The sequence below is a fragment of the Streptosporangium sp. NPDC050855 genome (assembly GCF_044456585.1).
GTDB lineage: Bacteria > Actinomycetota > Actinomycetes > Streptosporangiales > Streptosporangiaceae > Streptosporangium > Streptosporangium longisporum.
Genome location: NZ_JBITFY010000025.1, coordinates 26,468 through 46,391, shown reverse-complemented (window position 1 = coordinate 46,391; position 19,924 = coordinate 26,468). Strand labels below are relative to the sequence as shown.

The following is a 19,924-nucleotide window of genomic DNA, read 5'->3' as shown; positions in this document are numbered from 1 at the left end:
CTCACCATGACCCGCCTCTACTACGCGGGGGCCGAGATTCCATCGTGGCGCATCCTCCTGCACAGCCAGGGAGTGCGCCACGTCTCGCTCTCCTTCATCGGACTATCCAGACGAGTCAAATTCTCCCGCCCGTGGCTCCTGTCCACGAAATTCGGGGAAGACACGGAAATCCTTCTCGACTCCGGCGGGTACAGCGTCAGAGCCAATCCCGGAAAGTACGATCTCCCGGATTTGGCCGCGAAGTATCAGTCCTTCGTCGAGACCAACCTTGACCGCGTCTCCCTGGTCACCGAGTGGGACGTCCCCCAAGCACCGGCCGACATCGCCACAATCGCGGGAGACAAGTACCTGCCGATCTGGCACGCCGAAGACGGGCTTCCGCACCTGCGCGAGCTGGCCGACGCACACGGGCGTGTAGGCGTCCCTCAGACGAGCGTGGGCGGCCGGGACATCATGCCGGTACTGCGCAGCCTCGCACGCTCCGGCGTCAAGCTGCACGGCGTGGCCATGACCAAGCCCGAGGTCCTGGAGGCGCTGCCGTGGGACTCGGTCTCCAGCACCTCATGGCTCAGCCCAGCCCAGTACAACGACACGATCGTCTGGACCGGAAACGCGCTGAAGAGATACCCCAAGAAATACGCCGAGCAGGCCAGGAAGCGCCACCGGCAGCTCTTCACCAAGAACGGCTTCGATCCCGAGCTGATCGAGTCCGGCGACTCCAACGAGCTTCTACGCCTATCGCTGTGGAGCTGGCAGCAGTACATCGACCATTTGAACGGAAGAAAGCTAGTTACTGTGGACACTGAATCGCGTGGTTGGAGTTTCGCGGAAAATGACGACGAAACAGTTGATAACCCACCCTCCGAAGCGCGGAAAAGGCTAGCAACTCCCCGACGCCGTGAAGCCGCGAAAATCGCCCCCGGATTCGGGATCGAAGAGGTGGAACAGCGCGTTGTCGGCGAAGACGGCAACTTCACCACCCGGAAAATCGGGCTCATCAACGTATCCGGAGAGAGCCAGCGACTCTGTGACACCTGCTTCCTGAGCCCGAGCTGTCAGGAGTTTGATCCCGGCTCCACATGCGCCTACAAGCTACCCGTGGAGGCCCGCACGGTTGAGCAGCTTCAGCGAATCCGGGAGATGGGAATCGAGATCCAGGCCCAGCGTGTCGCCACGATGTATGCCGCTGAGCAGCAGGAAGGCGGCTACGCAGACCCTAACCTGTCACGTGAGCTGGAGCTGCTCGACAAGATGATTGAGAAGAAGGTGGCCGCCGAGAACGAGGGCTTCTCCATGACCATCAAGGCCAGCGGACGCGCGGCGGCCGGTACCGGACTCGTCGGCCAGCTCTTCGGAGAGAAGGCCGCGCAGCAGGCCCAGGCGCTCCCCGAGGCCGTGCCCGCCGACGACGTACTCCGGCAAATGGGCGTGATCTCCGGCGAGATCGTCAGGGAAGCCTAGTAACTGGCTTACAGCCAAATGCAGCGGAACCGTGTTCGAGCAAAAAAAAGCCCCGGCGCGAAGCCGGGGCTTTTTCACGGGATGATGACAGAGCCGTCTTCGGCAAACGTGCAATCACTCAACCGCACGCCCCTGGCCTCACACTCCCGAAGGACGTGCTGAAGAACGGCGGGGGAGAGGCGGATGTGACTGTCCAGCTTGCCCGGAGGATCAGGATCGTCCAGGGAGCTAGGCCGCCAGCGTTCGTCTCGGGTAGGGATGATGTCCCGGCCCTCGTCGGCTGGCGGCTGGCCCGTCTCGGTCCTGTATACCCTGCGACCTGTCATACCGTCCCCGATCGTCCTGCGCACCGAGGATCGTATCGCTAGCCTCTGTCTTCGGCGATCTTCCGCAGGAGGCCACCGATCCGCATAGCGATGTGCACAGGCTCAGCCTCCGGAAGCAGCGGACGAACCTGGTTGAAGATCTCCGTACGTGACGGCACCTGACCGCCGTTGTCAGCGATGATCTTCCGTAGCAGTTCCTCGTCGAAGGTCCGCTCGACCTCGCCCTGTCCCAGCTCGTTGGCCAGCTCAGCGTCACGCGTACCCGTAGCGTTGCACTTGCCGCAGAAGTGCTCTCGCGACGGCACCAGCCGGACCGATCCGCGCCCGAGACAGGCGGTGCAAAGATCGTTTTCCGCTGCATGAATGACGGCTTCGATGCTGGACTTCAGCTCCGTGCGGCAGAAGCAGGCGTAGGTGGAGAAGTCGCCGCGAAGGACCTTGTCAAAGGGAGCATCTAAGGGGAAATCGTCCCAGTTAGTGATGATGACGTGCATGCCTTGCGTTACCTGCTCTCCAGCTACGCGTCAGCGGATTTGGGGTCGAAGACGATCTCGACTGGCTTGCCGTTCTCGTCCAGGTACGGGCTTCGCCTCCGCATGTAGTGGGGGCCGAGCATCACCTTGCCCTTGTATCCGGGGCGACCTCCCGTGAAGCTGAACGACACCGCGATAAGCGGCCCAACATCATGGGCAGTCAGGACGGTGTTCACGGCGTAGATGGCGAACTCCTCTTCGTGCTCCCAGTGCCGCGCGAGCCAGGCAGGCATGTCGCTCTCGCGGATGGTGCTGATCAGGTTGGGACCGATGATCACGAACACCGTGCCGTCGATGGTCTCGCCCTCGTGCTGCCTCGGCAGATCGACGCGGCCAGGGATCAAACTCTCGCTCATGCGCTCACCCTCTCTTTGATCGCGATAACGCGGGAGGCGATGGCGTCGGTGACGCCAGGGTCCTCGCCGTACGGTGTCACGAAGACATCCCCGCTCACTCCCACGTCCAGCGTGTGCGAGTCAATCCACGCCCACGTTCCTCTAGTGAGCTGACTACTGCGAATCGGAGAGTCACTGGAGAGGAGCAACGTGCCGTTCCAGCTCTCCGGAATCGGGTCATTCGTGGATTCGCGGGGAAAGATGGTCAGAGTATATCGGGTGAGACCCTCGAACAGGTTGTACTCGAAGGACAGCACCTCACCGTTATGCACGTAGGGTTGGCCGCTCTCCAGCTCCTCGAAGCATACGTAAACGCGATCGCCCGGCTCGAAGTTCTTCTTCAAAATCGGCCTGGCGCGAAGCCTGAGCGCGGGGGAAAGAACCTTCGAGCCATCCTCACGGATGTAGAAGACAGCCGTCTCCCAGAACTCCTTCTCGTCGTCCTTCGCCTCGCCGAGCGTTATCCGCTCCATGTTCTTGATGTAGTTCGTCTTCCACCAGTCCCACTCGTTGATGCTCATGCCGCTGTCGTACATCTCGACGACGTTCCTGCCCGGCGTTGATGTTCCAGCGCCCATATAAGTTCTCCTAAATCCCGAGACGAACCATCTCGTTATCGGCGTAGGCATCCGCAGCTTCTTGATTGGCGAAGTCGCGGGTCCACTTGTTGGTCCCGCTCCAGCACTCGACGGCAACGCGCGGCGTCTGAAGAATCGGGCAGACGAAGGAGGTAACACACACCTCCTTTCTCACGTCGTCTCCGAAGGCGTAACCAGACTTGCGGAGGGTCTCGCATCGCAACTGACTACCCGAATAGATCGCCTCAAGAATGCGCTTAGCGTCCTCCTCCGAGACATCCTCCTTCCGGCTAACGGATTCGATGATGCGCTGTTCAGGCTGTTCGGTCATATCAGTTCTCCCTGATCAGAAGAGAATGCCGTCGCAGCGGCACTCACGAACTTCGGGCTTGTAGGATTGTGCGATGTTGGCACCCATGCGCTTGGCTTCCAGATCGTCATGAACTTGCGCGATGTCGATGCGCCTACCTTCGACCTCGATGGACACCTCATAGTGATTGCCCATAGCAGCTCCTTTCGATGACCTGAGTAGACCCCAATGCCGCCCGCCCCGAATTCGGGCGACAAAGGCGCTCACTCAGCCCTGCTTCTGCTCACGAGCGATTCTCCGACGCATCTTGTTAGCGCATTCAGGGCAGATCGGCATCCGCTCCGACCGCGCCAGCTCCTCCGGCGTCGGCGTGCGCGTCGGCGTGCGCGTCTCTGGATCCGTGTCCGGTGGAAGACCGGTTTCCGGATCGACCAAGACCGAATTGACCGTCTCGGGATCGAAGTCGAAGACCTTCCGGCAAACGGGGTTGTAGCACGTCGTCACGTGCAGCTCGTGGCCCATCACTTACTCCTTGTCGTAGTACGTCATCGCGCTGCGTCCTCCACTCGGACCCTGTTCGCGGTCACTTCCACGCGCGCCACCCTGCCGTCGTACAGGGTGAAGGAGCCGCTACCCTGCCTCAGCGTGCCTACGAGGACACGTTCGAGAACGGGTTCTTTGATCTCGTCCTGTAAGGCCAGGCGCACACGATCCGCGAACTCCTTTGCGATGAACTCGGCAGGCTGGTCATCGACACCGAGAGCAGGTTCGGCCGATGGGTTCTTGTGAACCCTGAGCGTCACCGTGAGTGTCACGGTCTCCTCTATGCCGTTGTAGCCCCGCCCCGAGCCGCCGCACGATGTGCAGTGACCGTGCGCCCCGCCCATCGGGGTGGCCTCGCCAGTGCCCAGGCAGGTCTCACAGCCGCCGTTTTCGCGGATGTGCATGATGGCCTGGTCGTTGTTGCCGATGAACTTCGCACAGGCACAGGAGTACAGCTCCGACCCGAGTACCCACGTGTAGCCGCAGGGCTCGCAGAATGCGCGCGGAGAATTGGGGACGATGCTGAATTTGCTCGTATCGCATTTGGGGCAGTTGGAAGTGGTCTCCGCCGCGTAGATCGCGTGTTCCCGGTCTATGGCGTCCATCAGATGAGCACCCTTCGGCTCACTCGTTGTTCTCCGCGTCTTTCACTATGGCGGTGGCCTTGGCGATGATCTCGGACGGCGTTACGCCGAGCCGCTCTTCCGCGTTTTCCGGATCGTCCAGAGATGCGATCCAGCGCACGAACGCATGAAAGGGCGTGTCCTCGATAGCGTCACCGTTCACGTCGAATTGGACTGCTTCGAACTTCCCGTAGCTGGTGACCTTCTTCCGGCGTACGAGCTTGACGTTCGGACGCGGGATCCGGTGCGGCCAGTTGAACGGACCGACCACCTGAATGTCCGGGTTGCCGCGCTTGCGGAACAGGTTGAAGTACTCCCACCCTTCCACCAGGCCGGTTTCCTTGCACACGGCGTCGAGCGCAGCTAGTTCCTCGGCCGTCACCTCGTTCTTCTCAGACATCAGTCCTCCAGCTCCCAGCCGGGGAAGAAGAAGATCGTGGTCCTGGCTGTGTTTACCAGCGCCACAGCGCCCGCCAGTTCGTAAGCAAGTTCTTCGTCTGCGTCGTCGTAAAGGAACATTCCCAGGCCGACGAAGAACTTGGTGGCGTCTCCGTAGGACTTGAATTCGATGCCGAATCCAACCCGGCCGGTGGGCGACTCGTGGGAGTTGAGAATTTCGGCGGTGTGATCGATACCGGCGTTACCGAGGGCCTCCGTGATGTGCCTACGGTGGATCTTCTTCACTAGACGCGCCCCGCTTCCCATGCCTTGTTCCACTGCTCTTCCGTTGCCTGTCCCGGCACCTCCCAGACGAACCCGCATCTCAATCGCGGGCACGAGAGGATCTTGCCGGTAGCGTCCTCGCTGGCCTCCAGCACCCAGCCGTCATCCTCACAGCGCGGTACGTCGTCCTTCGGCTTCTTGGGCTTCCGCTCTTCGATCATCTGGAGCCCGTACCGAAGTGCCGTGATCAGAGCGCGCGCCGTCTCCGCGCTGACGTGCCCACCCTGCGACATGCCTGGAGCTACGCGATTTCGGGTGGTGTAGCGGATGGACGGCTCAGTGTCGCCCGCCATGGGGTCGGCGACTTCGACCTCCACCAAAGGCTTGTCACTGCTCACTCTGCGCCTCGTTCCTGAACATCGCTTCCAGCTCGTCTTCCGCCCGCTGTAGGGTCTCGCCATCGAGCGGGTTCTTGCAGTGCTGGCACATCTGGTTGAACGCGCACAGGTTGCAGACGGGCTTACCGCACTCGGGACAGGGAACCGTCGTCTCTACGATCCTGACGCGCATCTCGCTGCTCACTAGTCGTCCTCTCTCAACTGCTCGATTCCGGCTATGACCTGCTCGCACATCCACAGCAGGTGCTCCCGGTCCTCCGGGCTGATCTCGCGGAGAGCGTTCAGCATGGCCGTGCCGTCGCCGGTCTTCCCCGCGACCAGGGCACCAGCCATAGCCATCACGAACTCAGCCGAAAGCGGGGCAGGAGCAGAGGGCTCCGGCTGGCAGTCCTTGCCGCCCTTGTACTCCTCGCCGTTGATGTAGACGTGCACGTTGTGGCCGATCCCCTGACGGGAGCCACCGCCCGCGTGTCTCACGGCCTGCTGGAGCGCGGTCGCGTCCTCACGCCTGTGGAAGGAGCGACTGTCGCTCGCGAAGGTGCCGGGGTAGCCGGTGTCGCCGTCGTCGTTCGTGCTCCAGTGGAGAACGGCCTCTTCGTCGTCGCCCAGAATGTAGTACTTGCTCCAGGCTTCCAGCTCGCCGTGCTCGTTGTCGGACACCCTTACTCCTTGTGTGTATTCGGGGACGAAGCGGGGCGACGCCCCATGGTAGGACGCCGCCCCGACATGGAACCGGCTATCGAGGAATGGCCCGCGTCTCGCTGCCGATCCGGGCGTCACCCAGGTCAGCTTGCTTGCCGAGCCGCTGGCCCTCGCGGAGGGCATCGCTGTAGAGCTTGCGCGTTCGAGAAGGGCGGAGCTTTGGCCACCGCTCCTTGAGAGCGGCCTCCAGTGCCGTCGCGCGATCGTAGAGGACCAGAGCAGCCGTCGATCCCTCCGTGGCTTCTTCGTACGTCTTGGCCATGCGCTCTTGGATCTTCGCGGCAACGCCTCGTCCGTAGCCAACGAGCACCGATCTGAACCACTTGGTCACCGCGCGAGACAAGTTCGCAGGGTTGAGGTAGTACATCTCCTGTTCCTTGCGGAACTTCTTCGCCGACTGACGAGCTGCGTCCTCCATCTGCAACAGCAGAATTGGGATCAACAGCTTCAACCGGTCCACTGTCTCAGCAGGTCCCAGGACTTCAAAGTCGATGGGCTGTCCATACGTGTTTCGTGCGCAGCCAATGGACACCCCCTCGCAGTTCATCGCGCCTACGAAGGAGAACAGCGCTTCGATCCGCTCTGGTCCGTGCTGGCCACGGTTCGACACTTGGAAACGATGCGAAGAGATCGTGATTTCCGTCTTACCGGCGTTGTTCTCTGTCCGCAAAACGGCTTCGTCGAGGTCATAGGTATAGACCATCTCGGAAACCGCCCCGAAGAACAGCTTCGCTTCTTCCATGTTTCCGAGCTTGACGGCAGATTCGGCCTTGGCAAGGTAAGCCTTCACCCGCCGCTCGATGTCTTCCTTTGTTCTCAATCCGCTGCTCTTTCTGTGCGTGTATCAGGTGACTGTTACAGATAGCTGTACGTCCACCAGGCATCGGGAGTAGGCGTACATCAGCGCCGTGACGAACCTAGGGCGCTCATTTTCAGGAACCGTCTTAATGACTCCGTCAGCCGTCCAAACACTATCAGGGACGTAGACATTCTGATTGCGCTTCTTCAAACCCCGCTCGAATTTCGGGAGGTCGAGAAACTCGGGGGGGAGTTTATCCCTCAGCGCTCTGGCTACAAGAGCCGATGCAACGAACGACAGGGTGAGCCCGCTTCCTTCCGCCTTTTCGCTCATTGCATCGATAGCTGAAACGGGCAGATACATCGTCAGGGAATTCGCCATGATTCGGCTCCGATCGGGGTTGGCTCCAGGTCTACTCGATTCTAGGAGTCAACCCCGCCGAGACATCAGGCGTTGCGTTGCGTGCGCCGGGCCGCCTCCACCCGGCTCCGCATCAGCTTGACGAGATTCTCCAGCCGATCGAGCTGCCGTACGGCGTCCAGCTCCGTCTCGGTGTACCAGCCGCCGTCCAGGCAGAGCGCGGCGATCTCGCCAAGCTTCAAGGCTGCGCCGCCCGTGGCCACCGCCAGCTCTGCCACCTGCCCCCATCGACCGTTCTTCGGCTCGTCCGGGTTGACCACCATGTGATCCGGCAGGATCTCTCGGGTAAAGCGCGGCTGAGTGTCGCTCCACTCATAGACGGTGTGCCCCTCAGGCCCCCAGGGAGCAGGACCAACCAGCTTGCCGCGCGCCCCGTCGCTCTTGCGGATGCCATCAGCCATGACTCAGCCCTTCCCAAAGACGGCGATGCGGCCGGTGGACAGCTCGACAACCCGGTGGTCAGCGGCGACGTACTTGCCGTACTCCGCGAAGTTGAAGAACTGGTCCAGGATGGGCATGTGCCGGATTTCGTCCTCCATGAGGGTGTGTCCATATTCAGCGAGGTCTTCGTAGTCGCCCTCGAACTCCCTACGGAAGTCCCTGATCGCCGTTTCCGGGTCAAGACTCGCGAGCCCGCCCGGCAGGATGCCCGCCCAGGCCATGAAGCAGTTCGCGTCACGAGACTCGGTGGCCAGCTTCGCCAGCTTCCAGAGCTGCTCAATGGTGGTCCCGGACACCTGGACGCCTTCCCAGTTGCCGTCGTCCGTGTCCACCTCGACGTAGATACCGCCGAAGGTACTGAGAACCGCAGCCTTCAACTCGTCCAGTTCGACAGCCAGGAGATCAACCGACATCTCATCCGTGTCATCCGGGTTCTGGGATCGGAGCGTCACGCACAGCTCATAGGGGTAGAAGGACATGACTATTACCGTCTTTCTGTGTGAACGATTAGGCAGCGAGCCCGCGATTGATGAGGTTGTCTCGCCATTGCTTGGCGAATTTCGGGCAGGAGACGCACCGCTTATGCGAGCACCCGTCAAGGTGGATCTTCTGCTTGCGGGCATGCTCAGACCAGGCCATCGAATCGGCGGAGGTGAGGAGATGCCCGACCTTCGCGAGCCCTTCCGTCTTCAGTCCGAATCCGTGTAGCTTCCGCAGTCCGGCATCGTGCAAGGTCTCGATAATCTCGACGGCCTTGTCCGTGTGCTGAATTCGGCAGATGGAACCGACGCCAACGATCTTCTGTGCGAGGGGATCGACTCCTGCGTCTGCGTACATGTCGAGAATGCGGAGATAGGCTCTCGGCGTATCACCCTGCACAGCCATGGCCCACGGAAGATCGGGGGCAAGCTGAGTGAGCCGGGCGAAGTTCCGCACGGTGCGTCTCTGGTGTTCGAGCACCGTAAGACCAGTGTTGGCTAGCTGCTCTTCCTCGCACATCCAATCTTGCGGAGCGATCCACAGAAGGTGGTGGCCGCCTCTCCAGATGAAGCGCTTGAGCCTGCGAATCGCCGCGATGTAGGGCTCTTCGCAGCCGTCCGGCCAACCGCCATTGGAAAGCTGTGTGAAGCCGCCACTGTCGATAGCGAAATCCGTGGTGACATCGATGGGCCGAAACTTCAATCGGCAAATGCGGTTGAAGCTGATGAAAAGCGGCCCGATGTCGCCGTGATCTTCGGCCCAACTCAACTCCGGAGCACCACAGAGAAACCGGGCGCGCACTCAGATCTCCCGGACAGACGGATAACCGGCCTTGGCGTAGACGTGGATGCTCCGGATGTCCGCCTGGATCTGCTGGAGCAGGGCCTTGAGCTTGATCCGCTCGTCGCCGTCGAAGGTCATCGCCATCAGCGCCCGCACGGCCCGCTCCTGCCTCTCCAGGTGGAAGGCCGCGCGGATGATGGCGGCGCGACGGGCCACCCAGTTCATCCCGCGCACGTTGGGGACGCTGCTCTGCGGAGCCTTGTCGGTGGCGATCAGGATCTTAGGCATGGTGGAACTACCGCCTTTCTGTGTGCGGTTGGGGAGTCTCAGTCGCTCTTCGGCCTGATGCAGTACGTCCACCGCTTGGGGCTGCAACGGCTTCCGCGCTCCAACGGCCAGGCCCGCAGCTCTCGGCCGCAACGGTCACAGTGCACGCGGATCTACCGCCTTTCCGCGTGGTTGCACGTACCGTCAGCGCACTTACCGATCAGTCGGAGCGCTGCGGCGAACACCCAGCCGCCCTTGCGGTTCCGCCAGTACTTCGGGTAGGTGATGTTGACCGCCGGACCGCTCTTGGTCCGCGTCGAGTAGCGGAGGTTGTAGGGGGAGTTCGTCTCCGCGTGCGGGGCGATCGTCAGGGTGGTCGAGTTCCCCGGAAGGCTCTTGAGCCGTGCTCGGCAGCCGACCGGCCACCGCTCGCGCATGTAGTCCTCGTTGATGTAGGAGAAGCGCATAGATCTCCCGCCTTTCTGTGTGTGTTGGTCGTGATCGCCCCAGCGGACGCCCCGACCGGCCGCGCATCTCTACCGGTGTGAAAGACGCGCGGTGATCGGAGGATCCGCTAGGACGTGTGCTTGTGGTACTGGCCGTTCCAGTACTCGACGTAGGTCGCGCCGTCCATGCGGTAAGCGAAGGTCTCGCAGACTGACCCCGTGCGGTTGTCGAAGCAGGCCCACGCGCCGCCGTGCTTGATGAGAGAGAGCCGCTTGGTAGCGCGAATGCGCCTCACCTCGCGCCGGATCTCCTTGACGTGCTCGCGGTTGCCAGAGCGCCGAGCCGCGCGCTCCCACCTGTGCAGCTCTGCCACGGTCGCCTGTGTCGCGCGCTGGGAGGCGAAGAAAGCGGCCCGAGCAGCGATCTCGTATGCAGTCATCACGCGTCCCCGTCCTTGAGGTAGGGGAAGACCTCGGCCAGAGACAAGGACTCGATCAGCTTGTCAGCCCGATCGGAGAGCGACAGATTGCCGTGGCGCTTCCGGTTGTCGTCCAGCGCCATCGACAGCGCTACGGGGTTGCAGCCGGTGAACGCCTCGTACGCGGTGGACATCCCAGTGTAGTAGTCGGCTGGGCCAGAAACCGGACCCGTGGCCTTCATGATCTCCCATGCATGGATGAGCCTGTTCGTGATGGTGCGGGTGTTCCTAGCGCGATCCGCGTCCGTCATGCGTGCGTGGTTGTAGGTCATGGTTCTACCGCCTTTCGGTGTCTTCAGATTTGATGCGCTCCCAGACCGCTGCCCACAGCTCGACCACGCTTTCGGGGTCGTCGAAGGAACGGAGAGCCGCCTCCACAGCCCGCTCCGGAGCGAAGCCGGTAGCGATGTTGTGACAGACCAGAGCAGCGAGCCGGACGAGAGCCTCGCTCTCAGATTCCGTGACCTGTGAGCGGTCAGGGGTCGTGCTGCTGGCCGGGTACGGCGATCGGTTCCTGCTGTGCCTTCCCATCTCCCGCCTTTCTGTGTGTGTGTGGTGGTGATCGTCCAAGCGGACGCCCCGGCCGCCCATGCCCGCCCCCGATATTTGGCAGGCATGGGGACCAGAGGATCCGCTAGGCCGACCGCGCGTCCAGGTGGTCAAGCACGATCCGCCAGGCGGTGTCCAGCACGGGGTACATGACGTCGTTCCTCACGTCGAGATCCAGCCCGTAGCGCTGCGGTTCGTCGCAACCGTGCAGGGACAGCACGTCGATCCCTTCGTTGAAGTCGCCGAACACCTGGCCGAACACACAGCGGCTCGTGTGATGCATGGCAAGGGTGTCCTTGTCCACCATTCCGCGCCATTCCGGCGTGTGCTCGTTCAGCATCACGACACAGCGGTAAGCCCGCTTGATGGCTCGCTTTTCGGGGGCGGTAAGAGGCATGGTCACTGGCCTTCCGTGTCGTTCTTCGCAGCGGGGATGTAGAGGTTGAACCCATCGATTTTCAGATCGGTCCGGAACGTGCCGGGCACGCGCGGGTAGAGCCCGGTAACCCCCGGCGGGTAGTTCTCCTCGTACTCCCTGTTGTCCGCCTCCTCCCAGCTCTCGAACAGCAGGCCGCCGACCTTTTCGATCTTGTCCTGTTCCGTGAGCGTCGAGACGGAGAGCACTTCTACCGCGTGCCGGAATTCCGCATGCGATGTGCTCCCGCTGTGCTGTACGAGCGTGTATTTCGTGGTCGCCTTGCGCCGCTCTGGCATTACTCCCGCCTTTCCCTTACTTGTACTTTTCGGCGATGGTGTGCAGCGCCAGATGTAGGGAGAGCACCGCAACCGCGTCATTTAGCAGCTCATCCCTGGACTGTCCGGGAGCATCGCCGATGTGCGTTGACACGTACGCCAGCGCTGCCCGTGCACCATCCACCAGGTCAGACGTGTTGTTCACCGCCTCGTGTGCCGTCCACATAATCATTCGGGCATTGTCGTGCCGGGGAACGCTGCGCGCCATGCGTACGAGGAGAGCGGGGATGTCCATCACTACCGTCTTTCTGCTAGTTGTTCTCGATCTCGAATGACATTGCGCGCCAGCCGGGAATCCGGGCACGGAAGCGGAATTCCCCGTCATCGGTGATCGCTTCAAGGACCGACTTACGCCCCGCCTTCCGGTAGCGGAAGCGCTGAGCCTCTCCATACGGCTCACCGAAGGGCATGGGGTTGGTGAAGCGGATGATCTGACCGTCGGTGAGCTTCCGCGCCTTGTCCAGGCGGGCATTGTGGGCACGGCAGCGCTCTCGCCACCTGGTGGCCCCTGCATGTTCGGTCGGTGACAGGAGGTCAAGAATCCGGTCCGGGCAGGTGCTTTCAACCGGCCCCATGGTCTCGTCCAAGTCCTTGTAGTAGAAGTTGCACCCGCCCGACGATTTACGGTCGTTGCGCATCAGCACGACCAACGCCCACGTCTCGCCCGGCTTATACGACGCGTCATCGTTGTTGGTGACCGCCGCATAGAAAGCACGGTTCCAATCGCCACCAGCGGGGTTGGAAGCACAGGCCACGATCTGCCCATACTTGCCGAGCATGTTCGGGAACTCCTTCTCGAAGAATTCCCGATCGGTCATGCCAGGCTCGCGGTGAAGTCCAATCGATCCCATCTGTCCCGCCTTTCTGCGTGTTGCTCTGACACGTTCGCCGTGCCACCAACACCGCCCGGAAATCCGGGTGATGTCAGAAGCGCTCACGACCGCACTACATAAGAGTCCGAAGGAATTCGGCGATCTTTGCGGCTACCTCACCATCCGTCTTGATCTCGATAGCCACGCTGCTACCGGACATGACGCGGAATTCCGAGCGTGTAACGGGCGCCTTCGGACCGCACCAGCCGCTACGGACATAGACTCCGGATGGGTGGACGGTCTCCGGGCAATCGACACCAAGCGCCGTTGCGACGGTCTGCGCTATGGTCGCCTGCCGCCTTTCCTCCGCCTCGTGAGCGGCGATCCGTGTGACAACGCTCTCCAGCTCGCGGAGGTAGTCAGGCATCAACCTCCGCTTGATCTCCCGTGCGATCACGACCGCGCCGCGCTTGTAAGACACGCGGATGCTGTAGCCCTTGATGCCGTGCACCACACTGGAATTCTTCGGGTACGAGGCACTGATGCTGAGCCTGCCCGTCTCGTGTGTGAGATCGAACATCAGGCACAGCTCTTTGTTCTCGTCGGCGATGAAGAACTGGCCGTTCATGTAGCCGTCGCGAATGGTCCAGTTACCCATCTCGCGAGCAACATCGGTAGCGATGGCACGGATCTCTGTGAGCATTACAACCCTCTTTCTGTGTATGTTCTTAGGTCTGACACGTTCGCCGTGCCACCAACACCGCCCGGATTTCCGGGCGATGTCAGAAGCGCTCACGACCGTTACGCAGCCTCGTCAATGACGTTTGCGCGGTTCAGATACACGCGAACACGGCTCTGGTGCTTGGTCGTCGTGGGTGAGTAATAGGTGTCAGAGACGTACGTCTCTCCGTTCTCCAGAACCCAGGCAATCGGGGTGGCGTACGAAAGAACGGTGTACGTGATCTGCGGTCGGTCGGTCTCGAAACGCTCGCGCTCATCCTTCGGCATGCGGCCGGTCCCGGAGGGCACGCCAGCCATGGCCTGAAAGGCACCAGCCGTCTTGAAGGGAGTGCAGGTCTCCAGGGCCTCAATCAGCGCCCGCAGGCCCTTGCCGTGCGTCCCAACCTGGATCTGCTTAGCGGTGTTGCTCATGGGTCTGTGCCCTCTTTCTGTGTGGTCTGGCTCATCAGGCATCGGGTAACGACTCCCGACGCGACGCGCGCCTACCGGTGTGAAAGACGCGCGTTTCGCCTAGTAGATGAAATTCGGGAGAGAGGCGCCGGGACCGGCCTGCTGCGTATAGCTCAGCAGGGCATAGGCGAGGTCTTGTCCCGCGCGGTGGCCGTTGTGTGCGTACCAGGCTTCGCCCTGGTCGGCGTATCCGTATTCGATGGTCCAGATCACGAACTCTTTCCGCGTTGGACACCAGCACAGCGCAACCGCGCGTGTGATCCTCGTGCTGCTGTGGATGCCGGTGTAGGCCAGCACGTGAGCACCGTTCGAAATTTGGTCACCGAACTTGAGAGCGATTCCCTTTTTAGGACTCGCGAGCATCGAGACCAGCTCGGCATCCATCTTGCATTGCGGGCACCCGTGCAGTCCGTTGCACCGTGTGACCCTGTCCGGCCTAGGCCCGGTGGGCTCACCGTCGCCAAACCAGTGACCATGTGCCGTGTACGGCATGTCATCCGCCTTTCTGGATTAGTTGGCTTCGATCTGGACAATCCAGCAAACGGCCTGGACTGTCAGAGGCAGGACACCCAGCCGCCTAGCGGCCTCCCTGTAGGCGTCCGCAATGGCCTTGTAACGCTTGCGAGAGCTAAGGCCACGGTCCGCACTGCCATACCGGCGACCAACCGCCACATCATGCGCGTGACGGTCCACACAGACCGCCTCAGGGTCCGTCGGGTCAGCGATGCATCGGAAAAACTGGCCCGTCTTGACGTCCATGGGCAGGACATCCGAAGGTGACTCACCGCCCATGATCCGAGCCGCTTTCGTGAGCGCATCACCGACGTGCCCCGACGGTTCACCATTCACGAAAGCGCGGGCCGCAATCTTGGTGTTCTCGTCCCATCGCTTATTGGCGGACAGGGCAGCGATGACACCGGCCCCGGCTACTACGTCGCCACCAGAGATCATGGCGGCGAACTGGTTAGCCTGGGGATACCAGCGCGTTCCACGCTCCAACTGGTCCGGCGTAGCGCTGTGCCAGACGTCCAGGATGCTGGACACGAACCGTTCGTGCGTCTCACCAGAAATCGGGAGGGGGATAGGTGTCATAGCCGCCTTTCTGTGTTGCGCCGTGCCTGTGTGAAAGACGCATGGGGGTTTAAGCAGTCCGATGTCACATCGAACTGAGGGAGGCACGGCGCGTGTCCGCACATCCCCCTAGCTCGCCTAGACCGGATCGGATCCGTCGCCTACGCAGACACCTTGTCCGCCGTCTGCTGTGCGACCCACGAGCGCATACCGGCCACGTCCAACCACTGGTAGTGGGTGCCGTTGGCGCGCATTTCGCGATGCCTAATGGCGAAGCGGTTGCATCCGATCGCGGCGGCGAAGTGCGCCAGGTACTCCCCATAAGAATCGGGGTAGCCGTGCGCGTCGCGAAGCTTGTTCATCTCCCGGTCTATCTTGCGGAGAGCCTTCGCCATGACCTCAGCCTCACGCGTGCGGACCCTGGTCATGTCGGCGTACTCGATTTCGTAGCCGTAGACACACGAACGGTTGGTAACGTCGTACTGGCACGAAGCGCGAAGGTTGCCCAGGTGGTTGTACGGCTCGTCCCAGCCGTACCGGTCACCCAGTCCCGGAGAGAGCAACACGGGGGCATCGGCGTACTTCTGAAAGCCGTTGTTCTCCACGCGCGGCCTGGCGTAAATGTGACCGTATCCGTAGTTCTCTTCGACGTCGAGAACCAACACGATGTTCCTGTCAATGCGCGGAGCCATATCTCCCGCCTTTCTGTGTGTTAACGGTGGTCTGCCGTCATCAGGTACCGGGTAACCAATCCCGGTACGACGCACGCCGTAGCGTGCGTTTCGGCTAGTAGTCGAGAGCGACGAGCATCCGGTTAACCGTCTGGCGCTCCCTACGCCGGATGTGGCGCCGCTCGCGCCGCTTGTTCGACCAGATCGGGCAGCAGGTGAATTCGCAGCCGGAGAATCCGACACGGCCACGGTTGCGGGGGGCCATGAGCATGTGTTCCGCCTTTCTGTGTGTTAGCTAGGTGCGTAGCGCGGGCAACCATCGTCCATGTACACCTGCCACGCGCTGATGTTGTTCTGTAGGGCTTTGTGCTTGGTGCGGAGCTTGTTCCGTCGCGACGCGTTGCGCTCTTGCTCTATGCGCGCTTCGATGCCGGTTAGCTCTGTCTCGCGTTCCCCGATAATCCACAGAGCGGCATCCGCCCGGACTTCCGGCGAGTCATCAGAAAGCGCGGGAATGAATCCAGGCGGGTATGCCGCCATGGCTACGGCTTACGGATCAAGCCGGGGTAGGCGCCACAGTCGAATTCCCCGATGAACCGTCGCACGGCTGCGGAATTGGGGATGGTGGTGTACCTGAAGCTGCCGAAACAGAGGGTCACGTTGTAACGACCTACAGTCACTCGCGTCGCGTGCGGGTACTGGAGTCTGTAGTACGCGGACACAGGGCACTTTCTAGCGAGCTGCTGGACGCCCGTGCAGCCGAGCGAAAGCAGGAGAGTAGCCACCTGTTGCGACGTCCGCAGTCTGTTGATCATCGTTAGAGCCGCCTTTCTGGGGGAGGTACCGACGTCACATCGGATTGAAGGACACGCGTCTCCCGGTGTGAAAGACGCGTGCCCAACGAACCGCCTAGACGGTGGCGAGAACCTTGGTCAGCGTGGCGAGCGTGCTTCGGTCCAGCTTGTCGAAGTCACCGCTCACGGCCTTGTCCATGTTGCGGTCGGCCCGGCTCATGCCGCGCGTGGTGGCAATGTGGTGGTCGTACGTGTTGACCGCAGCCAGCACGCCGTAGGCGGTGTTCTGCCAGGGGGAGACGCGAGCGTCGTGGTTCCACAGGCGGTTGTACTCCGCGCGCTTGTTCTCCGCCATGGTGGCACCCCGCTTGTTCTTCGGGTCCTCGGGCAGGGGCGCGATCTCGTTCATGAAGGCGGCCCACGCCTTGTCGGACACGTCGATCCGGCACAGCTCCGCCACTTCCGCCGCGAAGTCGTCCGCAGCGCTGTAGACGATGTTCAGAGCCTCGCGAGCGTCAGTGATGCGGTTGAGGCTCTTGCTCGTGTGCTTGACCTTGTACTGCTGTCCGTTCTCGCCCCTGGCGATGCTCAGCGTGTTGTCGCACACGACCACCGTGACGTGGCGCTTGTACGTGGTCGCCAACGAGCCGTCGAAGGACGTGCACGCCAGCAGATTCGGCCGGAACTCGACCCCTTCTGGCGTGGTGATGTTGTCCGGCACTTCCACACTCACCCACGCCTGAGCACCGCCGCGCAGCAGACCGGCCGAGCCGATGGAGAGGTTCCCGTCCAGGATCCGCTCCACGTTCAGCACGAGCCACTCGTGGTAGGGGTGCGGCTGGTACGAGTCCTTGAACATGCCCATGGCGTCCATGCCGGGCAGGTCCCACAGGTTGCCGGACAGGTCCAGGCCGGTCAGGTCGATACCCGCCGCCGCCAGCTCGTCATCCCGGAGAACGGCCTTACGCCCGTCCAGGCGGACGATACGCGCGGGGTGGACGCCGTCCAGGTCGAAACGCGGGGGGACGATGGTGAACACGGGCATCTCGACGGGCGCCCAGTGGAACAGACGCCGCTTGACGTCTTCCACGGGAATGGCGCCGTCGTAGTGGTTGCTCTCGTCACCCTGGACGTCGGCACGGTAGTGCCACGCCTTGCCACGCTTGCCGGTGAAGCCGATGAGGGTCATGGTGTTGAGCCACTGCGCAGTCTCGCGAGACATGTGTTTACCGTCTTTCTGTGTGATGGCTGTGAGTCCGGTTTGGCATCATCAGGCACGCGGGCACCACCCACGTACGACACACGTCTCCCGGTGTGAAAGACGTGCGTTTCGCCTTTACTGCTGGACAGCAGCCCTCTCGCGGGCACTCTCGATCAGCGCCGGGAGCTGCTTCCGGATTATCTTGCGGAACGTGTTGTCGGCACCGCCGCCGTACCAGTCCCGAAGCGCGTCCACCAGGGGCTCGATGTCGGCCAGGTCGGGCGCCTGCTCGGGCAGGACACCTGCCTTTTCGGCCAGCCTCAGGAAACGTCCGTACTCACCGCACCAACCCTGCTCATCGCCGAACGTCTCGATCTCCTCACGCGTCATCGGGAGAGCGCGGAGAACCGTGTGCGCGTGGTGCTCGTAACCGTTGAGGACCGGCGGCGTGGTCGCGATCCAGCGGACCATTGCGTTCTCCGATTCGCGGAGAGCATCGAACGCAGCCGCTTCCGCCTCTTTCCAGTCATTGTCCACCTGCCGGAGGGCAGCCTCACGCTTCTCTGCCGCCACGTAGTAAGCCGCTCTCTCCTCCTTCGGAAGGAGGGGGGACCAGGCCGGAACCGGGTTGTCCTGCTCCGCCTGCGAGCGCCTGTCCCAGTAGTCGGAGCTGTTGCGGGCGTCGCGAGCGGCGAAGTACTTCTCAACCTCGGGAAGCATGGTTGTACCGTCTTTCTGTGTGTGGTGATGGGGATCTGCCATCCTCAGGCACGGGCGATCAGTCCCGTACGACACGCGTCTCCCGGTGTGAAGGACGCATGTTTCGGCTTGTCTAGACGTAGCTCTCTCGCTTGACGCCGCCGCGCGGTCCGAGCGCCAGGCGGAAATCCGGATAGTTGGCAGTCTCGCCAGCACGCCCGATGTAGACGTCCATGGTGCAGTCCTCGCCCACGGCCGGGAAGCACACACGGGAGTTCTCCCGGTTCACGAAGTACGTCGGCAGGCCGAACGCGCCCGACGTCTCGGCACGCTCCCGGAACGTGTTGATAGCGTGCGTGATGCTGGTGAACTGTTCGACGCTGTCAGCGTCCGGGAGGCTGTAAGAGCCGTTGCCGCCAAACCACAGAGCCGTAACGATCATGATTGGTTGCCTCTCAGGCACAGTGAAGCCAGGTCAGAGCGTGTGAAGGGTGTGCTAGCGCCTGCCGGTGTGAAAGACGCTAGCACACAGGGAAACGCGGGAGAAGGTCAACGCCTGCCCGTGATGCGCTCCATCAGTCCGGAGGTCTCGATGAAGGCCAGCACGTCGAACGCGTCGCGCATGCTCTGGACGTACGGCAGCGTGACCGTCACGTCTCCGCGCGTCAGGACATAGCTCGCGTCCTCCTGCTGTTCCGCGTGCCAGCCGACGGAAAATGCGGCTCCGAGGATGACCCCCATGTAGTCGTCGGCCCGCACGTTGGACAGATGCCCGTTAGCCATTTGGTCGCCCTCATTCTGTGTCGTCTCTGTGAGTCCGGTTTGGCTCATCAGGCACGTGATGACCAATCACGTACGACGCGTGCCTGTCTGAAAGACGCGCGTTTCGCCGTTACTACTTATTCGCTGATTGCGTCGAGCGCGTCACACATGCTCTGTTTCGTGTATGCGCAGTCTGCGCCGATTTTTTGGGCACGGTATGTGCCATAGTTCTCCTGAACCACGCCTACGTATTCGCCATCACGCTTGACGTCGAATTGCTTCGCATACGGGTTGTATTCAAGAGTGATCATGTATTCCGCCTTTCTGTGATTTGCCTTGGTGCATGTTCCCAACACGCGCGGTTGCCCGTGTTGAGAACACACAGGGAAATGGTTCGCTAGGCCATTTCCCGGCGTGCTTGGTACAGCTACCCGCTACGGCTTTTCGTTCGTGCACATCATCGGGTTACCGATGCATTCGCCCGAACGCATTCGCTTGCGTTCTCTGTACCTAGACACTCCCACCTATGACGCTGTGACCTTGTGCTTTGGCCTGCCCGCGTAATCGCTCGCGTCGTGATCTGTCGCTAGCGTCTGCCCACAGAATTTGGGCTGAAAGACGCATCTAAGCGCGTTATCCGTACGGTCATCGCGAAATCTCGGCACACGGTTGCCCGTGCGCACACTAACGCGTAGGTACAGCTCATGACATAGGCTGTGTCCGTATTGCTCTACCCGTTCTTACACGTTGGCCGCATTTTAGGTAGCACGTCCC

General features: G+C 61.8%; 35 protein-coding genes and 3 other RNA genes. 1 reads left to right on the top strand and 37 read right to left on the bottom strand.

The window, feature by feature from the left end:
* The first annotated feature begins 6 nt into the window (after window positions 1–6).
* A complete protein-coding gene (locus ACIBCT_RS35435) occupies window positions 7–1,461 on the top strand; it encodes a hypothetical protein (protein ID WP_399196258.1) in 1,455 nt (484 codons plus the stop codon).
* A gap of 364 nt (window positions 1,462–1,825) precedes the next feature.
* On the opposite strand, the gene ACIBCT_RS35430 is transcribed toward ACIBCT_RS35435, so the two are convergent.
* The 37 genes from ACIBCT_RS35430 to ACIBCT_RS35250 all read right to left on the bottom strand — a co-directional run bounded on the left by ACIBCT_RS35430 (window position 1,826) and on the right by ACIBCT_RS35250 (window position 19,171).
* Complete coding sequence (locus tag ACIBCT_RS35430) at window positions 1,826–2,281, bottom strand: hypothetical protein (protein WP_399196256.1); 456 nt, start codon at window positions 2,279–2,281, stop codon at window positions 1,826–1,828.
* Window positions 2,282–2,304: 23 nt separating this feature from the next.
* Entirely contained in the window at window positions 2,305–2,676 is a 372-nt protein-coding gene (locus ACIBCT_RS35425; protein WP_399196254.1) for a hypothetical protein, read from the bottom strand.
* Window positions 2,673–3,293 carry a hypothetical protein gene (locus tag ACIBCT_RS35420; RefSeq protein WP_399196252.1) on the bottom strand — a complete coding sequence of 207 codons (621 nt, stop codon included), beginning with the start codon at window positions 3,291–3,293 and terminating at the stop codon, window positions 2,673–2,675. Before ACIBCT_RS35420 ends, ACIBCT_RS35425 begins: the two co-directional genes overlap by 4 nt.
* Before the next feature lie 10 nt (window positions 3,294–3,303).
* Window positions 3,304–3,624 (bottom strand): hypothetical protein, encoded by a 321-nt coding sequence (locus ACIBCT_RS35415; RefSeq protein WP_399196250.1) that lies wholly within the window; start codon window positions 3,622–3,624, stop codon window positions 3,304–3,306.
* Window positions 3,625–3,639: 15 nt separating this feature from the next.
* Window positions 3,640–3,798 (bottom strand): hypothetical protein, encoded by a 159-nt coding sequence (locus tag ACIBCT_RS35410; RefSeq protein WP_399196248.1) that lies wholly within the window; start codon window positions 3,796–3,798, stop codon window positions 3,640–3,642.
* 72 nt (window positions 3,799–3,870) lie between these two features.
* Complete coding sequence (locus ACIBCT_RS35405; RefSeq protein WP_399196246.1) at window positions 3,871–4,125, bottom strand: hypothetical protein; 255 nt, start codon at window positions 4,123–4,125, stop codon at window positions 3,871–3,873.
* A gap of 23 nt (window positions 4,126–4,148) precedes the next feature.
* A complete protein-coding gene (locus ACIBCT_RS35400; RefSeq protein WP_399196244.1) occupies window positions 4,149–4,751 on the bottom strand; it encodes a hypothetical protein in 603 nt (200 codons plus the stop codon).
* Between the two features lie 19 nt (window positions 4,752–4,770).
* The gene (locus ACIBCT_RS35395; protein WP_399196243.1) at window positions 4,771–5,169 is read right to left on the bottom strand and encodes a hypothetical protein; all 399 of its coding nucleotides are present in this window, start codon (window positions 5,167–5,169) and stop codon (window positions 4,771–4,773) included.
* Window positions 5,169–5,453 (bottom strand): hypothetical protein, encoded by a 285-nt coding sequence (locus ACIBCT_RS35390; RefSeq protein ID WP_399196241.1) that lies wholly within the window; start codon window positions 5,451–5,453, stop codon window positions 5,169–5,171. The genes ACIBCT_RS35395 and ACIBCT_RS35390 overlap by 1 nt, the downstream gene beginning before the upstream one ends.
* A complete protein-coding gene (locus ACIBCT_RS35385) occupies window positions 5,453–5,830 on the bottom strand; it encodes a hypothetical protein (protein WP_399196239.1) in 378 nt (125 codons plus the stop codon). The genes ACIBCT_RS35390 and ACIBCT_RS35385 overlap by 1 nt, the downstream gene beginning before the upstream one ends.
* On the bottom strand, window positions 5,820–6,014 hold the full coding sequence (locus ACIBCT_RS35380; RefSeq protein ID WP_399196237.1) for a hypothetical protein: 195 nt from the start codon (window positions 6,012–6,014) through the stop codon (window positions 5,820–5,822). The genes ACIBCT_RS35385 and ACIBCT_RS35380 overlap by 11 nt, the downstream gene beginning before the upstream one ends.
* The gene (locus ACIBCT_RS35375) at window positions 6,014–6,490 is read right to left on the bottom strand and encodes a hypothetical protein (RefSeq protein ID WP_399196235.1); all 477 of its coding nucleotides are present in this window, start codon (window positions 6,488–6,490) and stop codon (window positions 6,014–6,016) included. Before ACIBCT_RS35375 ends, ACIBCT_RS35380 begins: the two co-directional genes overlap by 1 nt.
* 76 nt (window positions 6,491–6,566) lie before the next feature.
* On the bottom strand, window positions 6,567–7,352 hold the full coding sequence (locus ACIBCT_RS35370; protein ID WP_399196233.1) for a hypothetical protein: 786 nt from the start codon (window positions 7,350–7,352) through the stop codon (window positions 6,567–6,569).
* A gap of 24 nt (window positions 7,353–7,376) precedes the next feature.
* The gene (locus ACIBCT_RS35365; protein WP_399196232.1) at window positions 7,377–7,712 is read right to left on the bottom strand and encodes a hypothetical protein; all 336 of its coding nucleotides are present in this window, start codon (window positions 7,710–7,712) and stop codon (window positions 7,377–7,379) included.
* Between the two features lie 65 nt (window positions 7,713–7,777).
* Complete coding sequence (locus tag ACIBCT_RS35360) at window positions 7,778–8,152, bottom strand: hypothetical protein (protein ID WP_399196230.1); 375 nt, start codon at window positions 8,150–8,152, stop codon at window positions 7,778–7,780.
* Between the two features lie 3 nt (window positions 8,153–8,155).
* Window positions 8,156–8,671, bottom strand: a complete 516-nt coding sequence (locus ACIBCT_RS35355) for an antirestriction protein ArdA (protein WP_399196228.1) — start codon at window positions 8,669–8,671, stop codon at window positions 8,156–8,158.
* A 28-nt stretch (window positions 8,672–8,699) separates the two neighbouring features.
* On the bottom strand, window positions 8,700–9,473 hold the full coding sequence (locus ACIBCT_RS35350; RefSeq protein WP_399196226.1) for a hypothetical protein: 774 nt from the start codon (window positions 9,471–9,473) through the stop codon (window positions 8,700–8,702).
* Window positions 9,474–9,743, bottom strand: coding sequence for a hypothetical protein (locus ACIBCT_RS35345; RefSeq protein ID WP_399196224.1), 270 nt, complete (start codon window positions 9,741–9,743; stop codon window positions 9,474–9,476).
* A gap of 152 nt (window positions 9,744–9,895) precedes the next feature.
* Window positions 9,896–10,189 (bottom strand): hypothetical protein, encoded by a 294-nt coding sequence (locus tag ACIBCT_RS35340; protein ID WP_399196222.1) that lies wholly within the window; start codon window positions 10,187–10,189, stop codon window positions 9,896–9,898.
* 107 nt (window positions 10,190–10,296) lie between these two features.
* On the bottom strand, window positions 10,297–10,608 hold the full coding sequence (locus ACIBCT_RS35335) for a hypothetical protein (protein ID WP_399196220.1): 312 nt from the start codon (window positions 10,606–10,608) through the stop codon (window positions 10,297–10,299).
* Window positions 10,608–10,919, bottom strand: a complete 312-nt coding sequence (locus ACIBCT_RS35330; RefSeq protein WP_399196217.1) for a hypothetical protein — start codon at window positions 10,917–10,919, stop codon at window positions 10,608–10,610. Before ACIBCT_RS35330 ends, ACIBCT_RS35335 begins: the two co-directional genes overlap by 1 nt.
* A 362-nt stretch (window positions 10,920–11,281) precedes the next feature.
* Window positions 11,282–11,539 (bottom strand): hypothetical protein, encoded by a 258-nt coding sequence (locus ACIBCT_RS35325; RefSeq protein WP_399196215.1) that lies wholly within the window; start codon window positions 11,537–11,539, stop codon window positions 11,282–11,284.
* A 56-nt stretch (window positions 11,540–11,595) separates the two neighbouring features.
* Complete coding sequence (locus tag ACIBCT_RS35320; protein ID WP_399196213.1) at window positions 11,596–11,910, bottom strand: hypothetical protein; 315 nt, start codon at window positions 11,908–11,910, stop codon at window positions 11,596–11,598.
* Between the two features lie 16 nt (window positions 11,911–11,926).
* Window positions 11,927–12,157, bottom strand: coding sequence for a hypothetical protein (locus ACIBCT_RS35315; protein ID WP_399196211.1), 231 nt, complete (start codon window positions 12,155–12,157; stop codon window positions 11,927–11,929).
* 43 nt (window positions 12,158–12,200) lie between these two features.
* Window positions 12,201–12,887, bottom strand: a complete 687-nt coding sequence (locus ACIBCT_RS35310) for a DUF6927 domain-containing protein (RefSeq protein WP_399196209.1) — start codon at window positions 12,885–12,887, stop codon at window positions 12,201–12,203.
* Between the two features lie 7 nt (window positions 12,888–12,894).
* On the bottom strand, window positions 12,895–13,464 hold the full coding sequence (locus ACIBCT_RS35305; protein WP_399196207.1) for a hypothetical protein: 570 nt from the start codon (window positions 13,462–13,464) through the stop codon (window positions 12,895–12,897).
* Between the two features lie 98 nt (window positions 13,465–13,562).
* Window positions 13,563–13,913 carry a hypothetical protein gene (locus ACIBCT_RS35300; RefSeq protein WP_399196205.1) on the bottom strand — a complete coding sequence of 117 codons (351 nt, stop codon included), beginning with the start codon at window positions 13,911–13,913 and terminating at the stop codon, window positions 13,563–13,565.
* 20 nt (window positions 13,914–13,933) lie between these two features.
* Window positions 13,934–14,014, bottom strand: an RNA gene (locus tag ACIBCT_RS35295) — hammerhead ribozyme type II.
* The gene (locus ACIBCT_RS35290) at window positions 14,013–14,336 is read right to left on the bottom strand and encodes a hypothetical protein (protein ID WP_399196203.1); all 324 of its coding nucleotides are present in this window, start codon (window positions 14,334–14,336) and stop codon (window positions 14,013–14,015) included. The genes ACIBCT_RS35295 and ACIBCT_RS35290 overlap by 2 nt, the downstream gene beginning before the upstream one ends.
* 126 nt (window positions 14,337–14,462) lie before the next feature.
* The gene (locus ACIBCT_RS35285) at window positions 14,463–14,996 is read right to left on the bottom strand and encodes a hypothetical protein (RefSeq protein WP_399196201.1); all 534 of its coding nucleotides are present in this window, start codon (window positions 14,994–14,996) and stop codon (window positions 14,463–14,465) included.
* A 188-nt stretch (window positions 14,997–15,184) separates the two neighbouring features.
* Window positions 15,185–15,688 carry a hypothetical protein gene (locus tag ACIBCT_RS35280; protein ID WP_399196200.1) on the bottom strand — a complete coding sequence of 168 codons (504 nt, stop codon included), beginning with the start codon at window positions 15,686–15,688 and terminating at the stop codon, window positions 15,185–15,187.
* A gap of 52 nt (window positions 15,689–15,740) precedes the next feature.
* Window positions 15,741–15,811, bottom strand: an RNA gene (locus ACIBCT_RS35275) — hammerhead ribozyme type II.
* Window positions 15,812–16,603: 792 nt separating this feature from the next.
* Window positions 16,604–17,710, bottom strand: a complete 1,107-nt coding sequence (locus ACIBCT_RS35270; RefSeq protein WP_399196198.1) for a DUF932 domain-containing protein — start codon at window positions 17,708–17,710, stop codon at window positions 16,604–16,606.
* A gap of 114 nt (window positions 17,711–17,824) precedes the next feature.
* Window positions 17,825–18,409, bottom strand: a complete 585-nt coding sequence (locus ACIBCT_RS35265; RefSeq protein WP_399196196.1) for a hypothetical protein — start codon at window positions 18,407–18,409, stop codon at window positions 17,825–17,827.
* 29 nt (window positions 18,410–18,438) lie between these two features.
* Window positions 18,439–18,518: hammerhead ribozyme type II (locus ACIBCT_RS35260), an RNA gene on the bottom strand.
* A gap of 3 nt (window positions 18,519–18,521) precedes the next feature.
* Window positions 18,522–18,830 (bottom strand): hypothetical protein, encoded by a 309-nt coding sequence (locus ACIBCT_RS35255; protein WP_399196194.1) that lies wholly within the window; start codon window positions 18,828–18,830, stop codon window positions 18,522–18,524.
* A 107-nt stretch (window positions 18,831–18,937) separates the two neighbouring features.
* Window positions 18,938–19,171, bottom strand: coding sequence for a hypothetical protein (locus ACIBCT_RS35250; protein WP_399196193.1), 234 nt, complete (start codon window positions 19,169–19,171; stop codon window positions 18,938–18,940).
* Window positions 19,172–19,924 lie beyond the last annotated feature (753 nt).

Bases quoted from the DNA above. Each gene is read 5' to 3' on its own strand.
- ACIBCT_RS35360 (WP_399196230.1), bottom strand. From the start codon at position 8,152: ATGGCTGATGGCATCCGCAAGAGCGACGGGGCGCGCGGCAAGCTGGTT.
- ACIBCT_RS35365 (WP_399196232.1), bottom strand. From the start codon at position 7,712: ATGGCGAATTCCCTGACGATGTATCTGCCCGTTTCAGCTATCGATGCA.
- ACIBCT_RS35340 (WP_399196222.1), bottom strand. From the start codon at position 10,189: ATGCGCTTCTCCTACATCAACGAGGACTACATGCGCGAGCGGTGGCCG.
- ACIBCT_RS35355 (WP_399196228.1), bottom strand. From the start codon at position 8,671: ATGTCCTTCTACCCCTATGAGCTGTGCGTGACGCTCCGATCCCAGAAC.
- ACIBCT_RS35405 (WP_399196246.1), bottom strand. From the start codon at position 4,125: ATGGGCCACGAGCTGCACGTGACGACGTGCTACAACCCCGTTTGCCGG.
- ACIBCT_RS35300 (WP_399196205.1), bottom strand. From the start codon at position 13,913: ATGAGCAACACCGCTAAGCAGATCCAGGTTGGGACGCACGGCAAGGGC.
- ACIBCT_RS35420 (WP_399196252.1), bottom strand. From the start codon at position 3,293: ATGGGCGCTGGAACATCAACGCCGGGCAGGAACGTCGTCGAGATGTAC.
- ACIBCT_RS35305 (WP_399196207.1), bottom strand. From the start codon at position 13,464: ATGCTCACAGAGATCCGTGCCATCGCTACCGATGTTGCTCGCGAGATG.
- ACIBCT_RS35400 (WP_399196244.1), bottom strand. From the start codon at position 4,751: ATGGACGCCATAGACCGGGAACACGCGATCTACGCGGCGGAGACCACT.
- ACIBCT_RS35435 (WP_399196258.1), top strand. From the start codon at position 7: ATGACCCGCCTCTACTACGCGGGGGCCGAGATTCCATCGTGGCGCATC.
- ACIBCT_RS35415 (WP_399196250.1), bottom strand. From the start codon at position 3,624: ATGACCGAACAGCCTGAACAGCGCATCATCGAATCCGTTAGCCGGAAG.
- ACIBCT_RS35345 (WP_399196224.1), bottom strand. From the start codon at position 9,743: ATGCCTAAGATCCTGATCGCCACCGACAAGGCTCCGCAGAGCAGCGTC.
- ACIBCT_RS35425 (WP_399196254.1), bottom strand. From the start codon at position 2,676: ATGAGCGAGAGTTTGATCCCTGGCCGCGTCGATCTGCCGAGGCAGCAC.
- ACIBCT_RS35265 (WP_399196196.1), bottom strand. From the start codon at position 18,409: ATGCTTCCCGAGGTTGAGAAGTACTTCGCCGCTCGCGACGCCCGCAAC.
- ACIBCT_RS35290 (WP_399196203.1), bottom strand. From the start codon at position 14,336: ATGGATGCCGAGCTGGTCTCGATGCTCGCGAGTCCTAAAAAGGGAATC.
- ACIBCT_RS35335 (WP_399196220.1), bottom strand. From the start codon at position 10,608: ATGACTGCATACGAGATCGCTGCTCGGGCCGCTTTCTTCGCCTCCCAG.
- ACIBCT_RS35395 (WP_399196243.1), bottom strand. From the start codon at position 5,169: ATGTCTGAGAAGAACGAGGTGACGGCCGAGGAACTAGCTGCGCTCGAC.
- ACIBCT_RS35255 (WP_399196194.1), bottom strand. From the start codon at position 18,830: ATGATCGTTACGGCTCTGTGGTTTGGCGGCAACGGCTCTTACAGCCTC.
- ACIBCT_RS35250 (WP_399196193.1), bottom strand. From the start codon at position 19,171: ATGGCTAACGGGCATCTGTCCAACGTGCGGGCCGACGACTACATGGGG.
- ACIBCT_RS35270 (WP_399196198.1), bottom strand. From the start codon at position 17,710: ATGTCTCGCGAGACTGCGCAGTGGCTCAACACCATGACCCTCATCGGC.
- ACIBCT_RS35430 (WP_399196256.1), bottom strand. From the start codon at position 2,281: ATGCACGTCATCATCACTAACTGGGACGATTTCCCCTTAGATGCTCCC.
- ACIBCT_RS35410 (WP_399196248.1), bottom strand. From the start codon at position 3,798: ATGGGCAATCACTATGAGGTGTCCATCGAGGTCGAAGGTAGGCGCATC.
- ACIBCT_RS35320 (WP_399196213.1), bottom strand. From the start codon at position 11,910: ATGCCAGAGCGGCGCAAGGCGACCACGAAATACACGCTCGTACAGCAC.
- ACIBCT_RS35330 (WP_399196217.1), bottom strand. From the start codon at position 10,919: ATGACCTACAACCACGCACGCATGACGGACGCGGATCGCGCTAGGAAC.
- ACIBCT_RS35315 (WP_399196211.1), bottom strand. From the start codon at position 12,157: ATGGCGCGCAGCGTTCCCCGGCACGACAATGCCCGAATGATTATGTGG.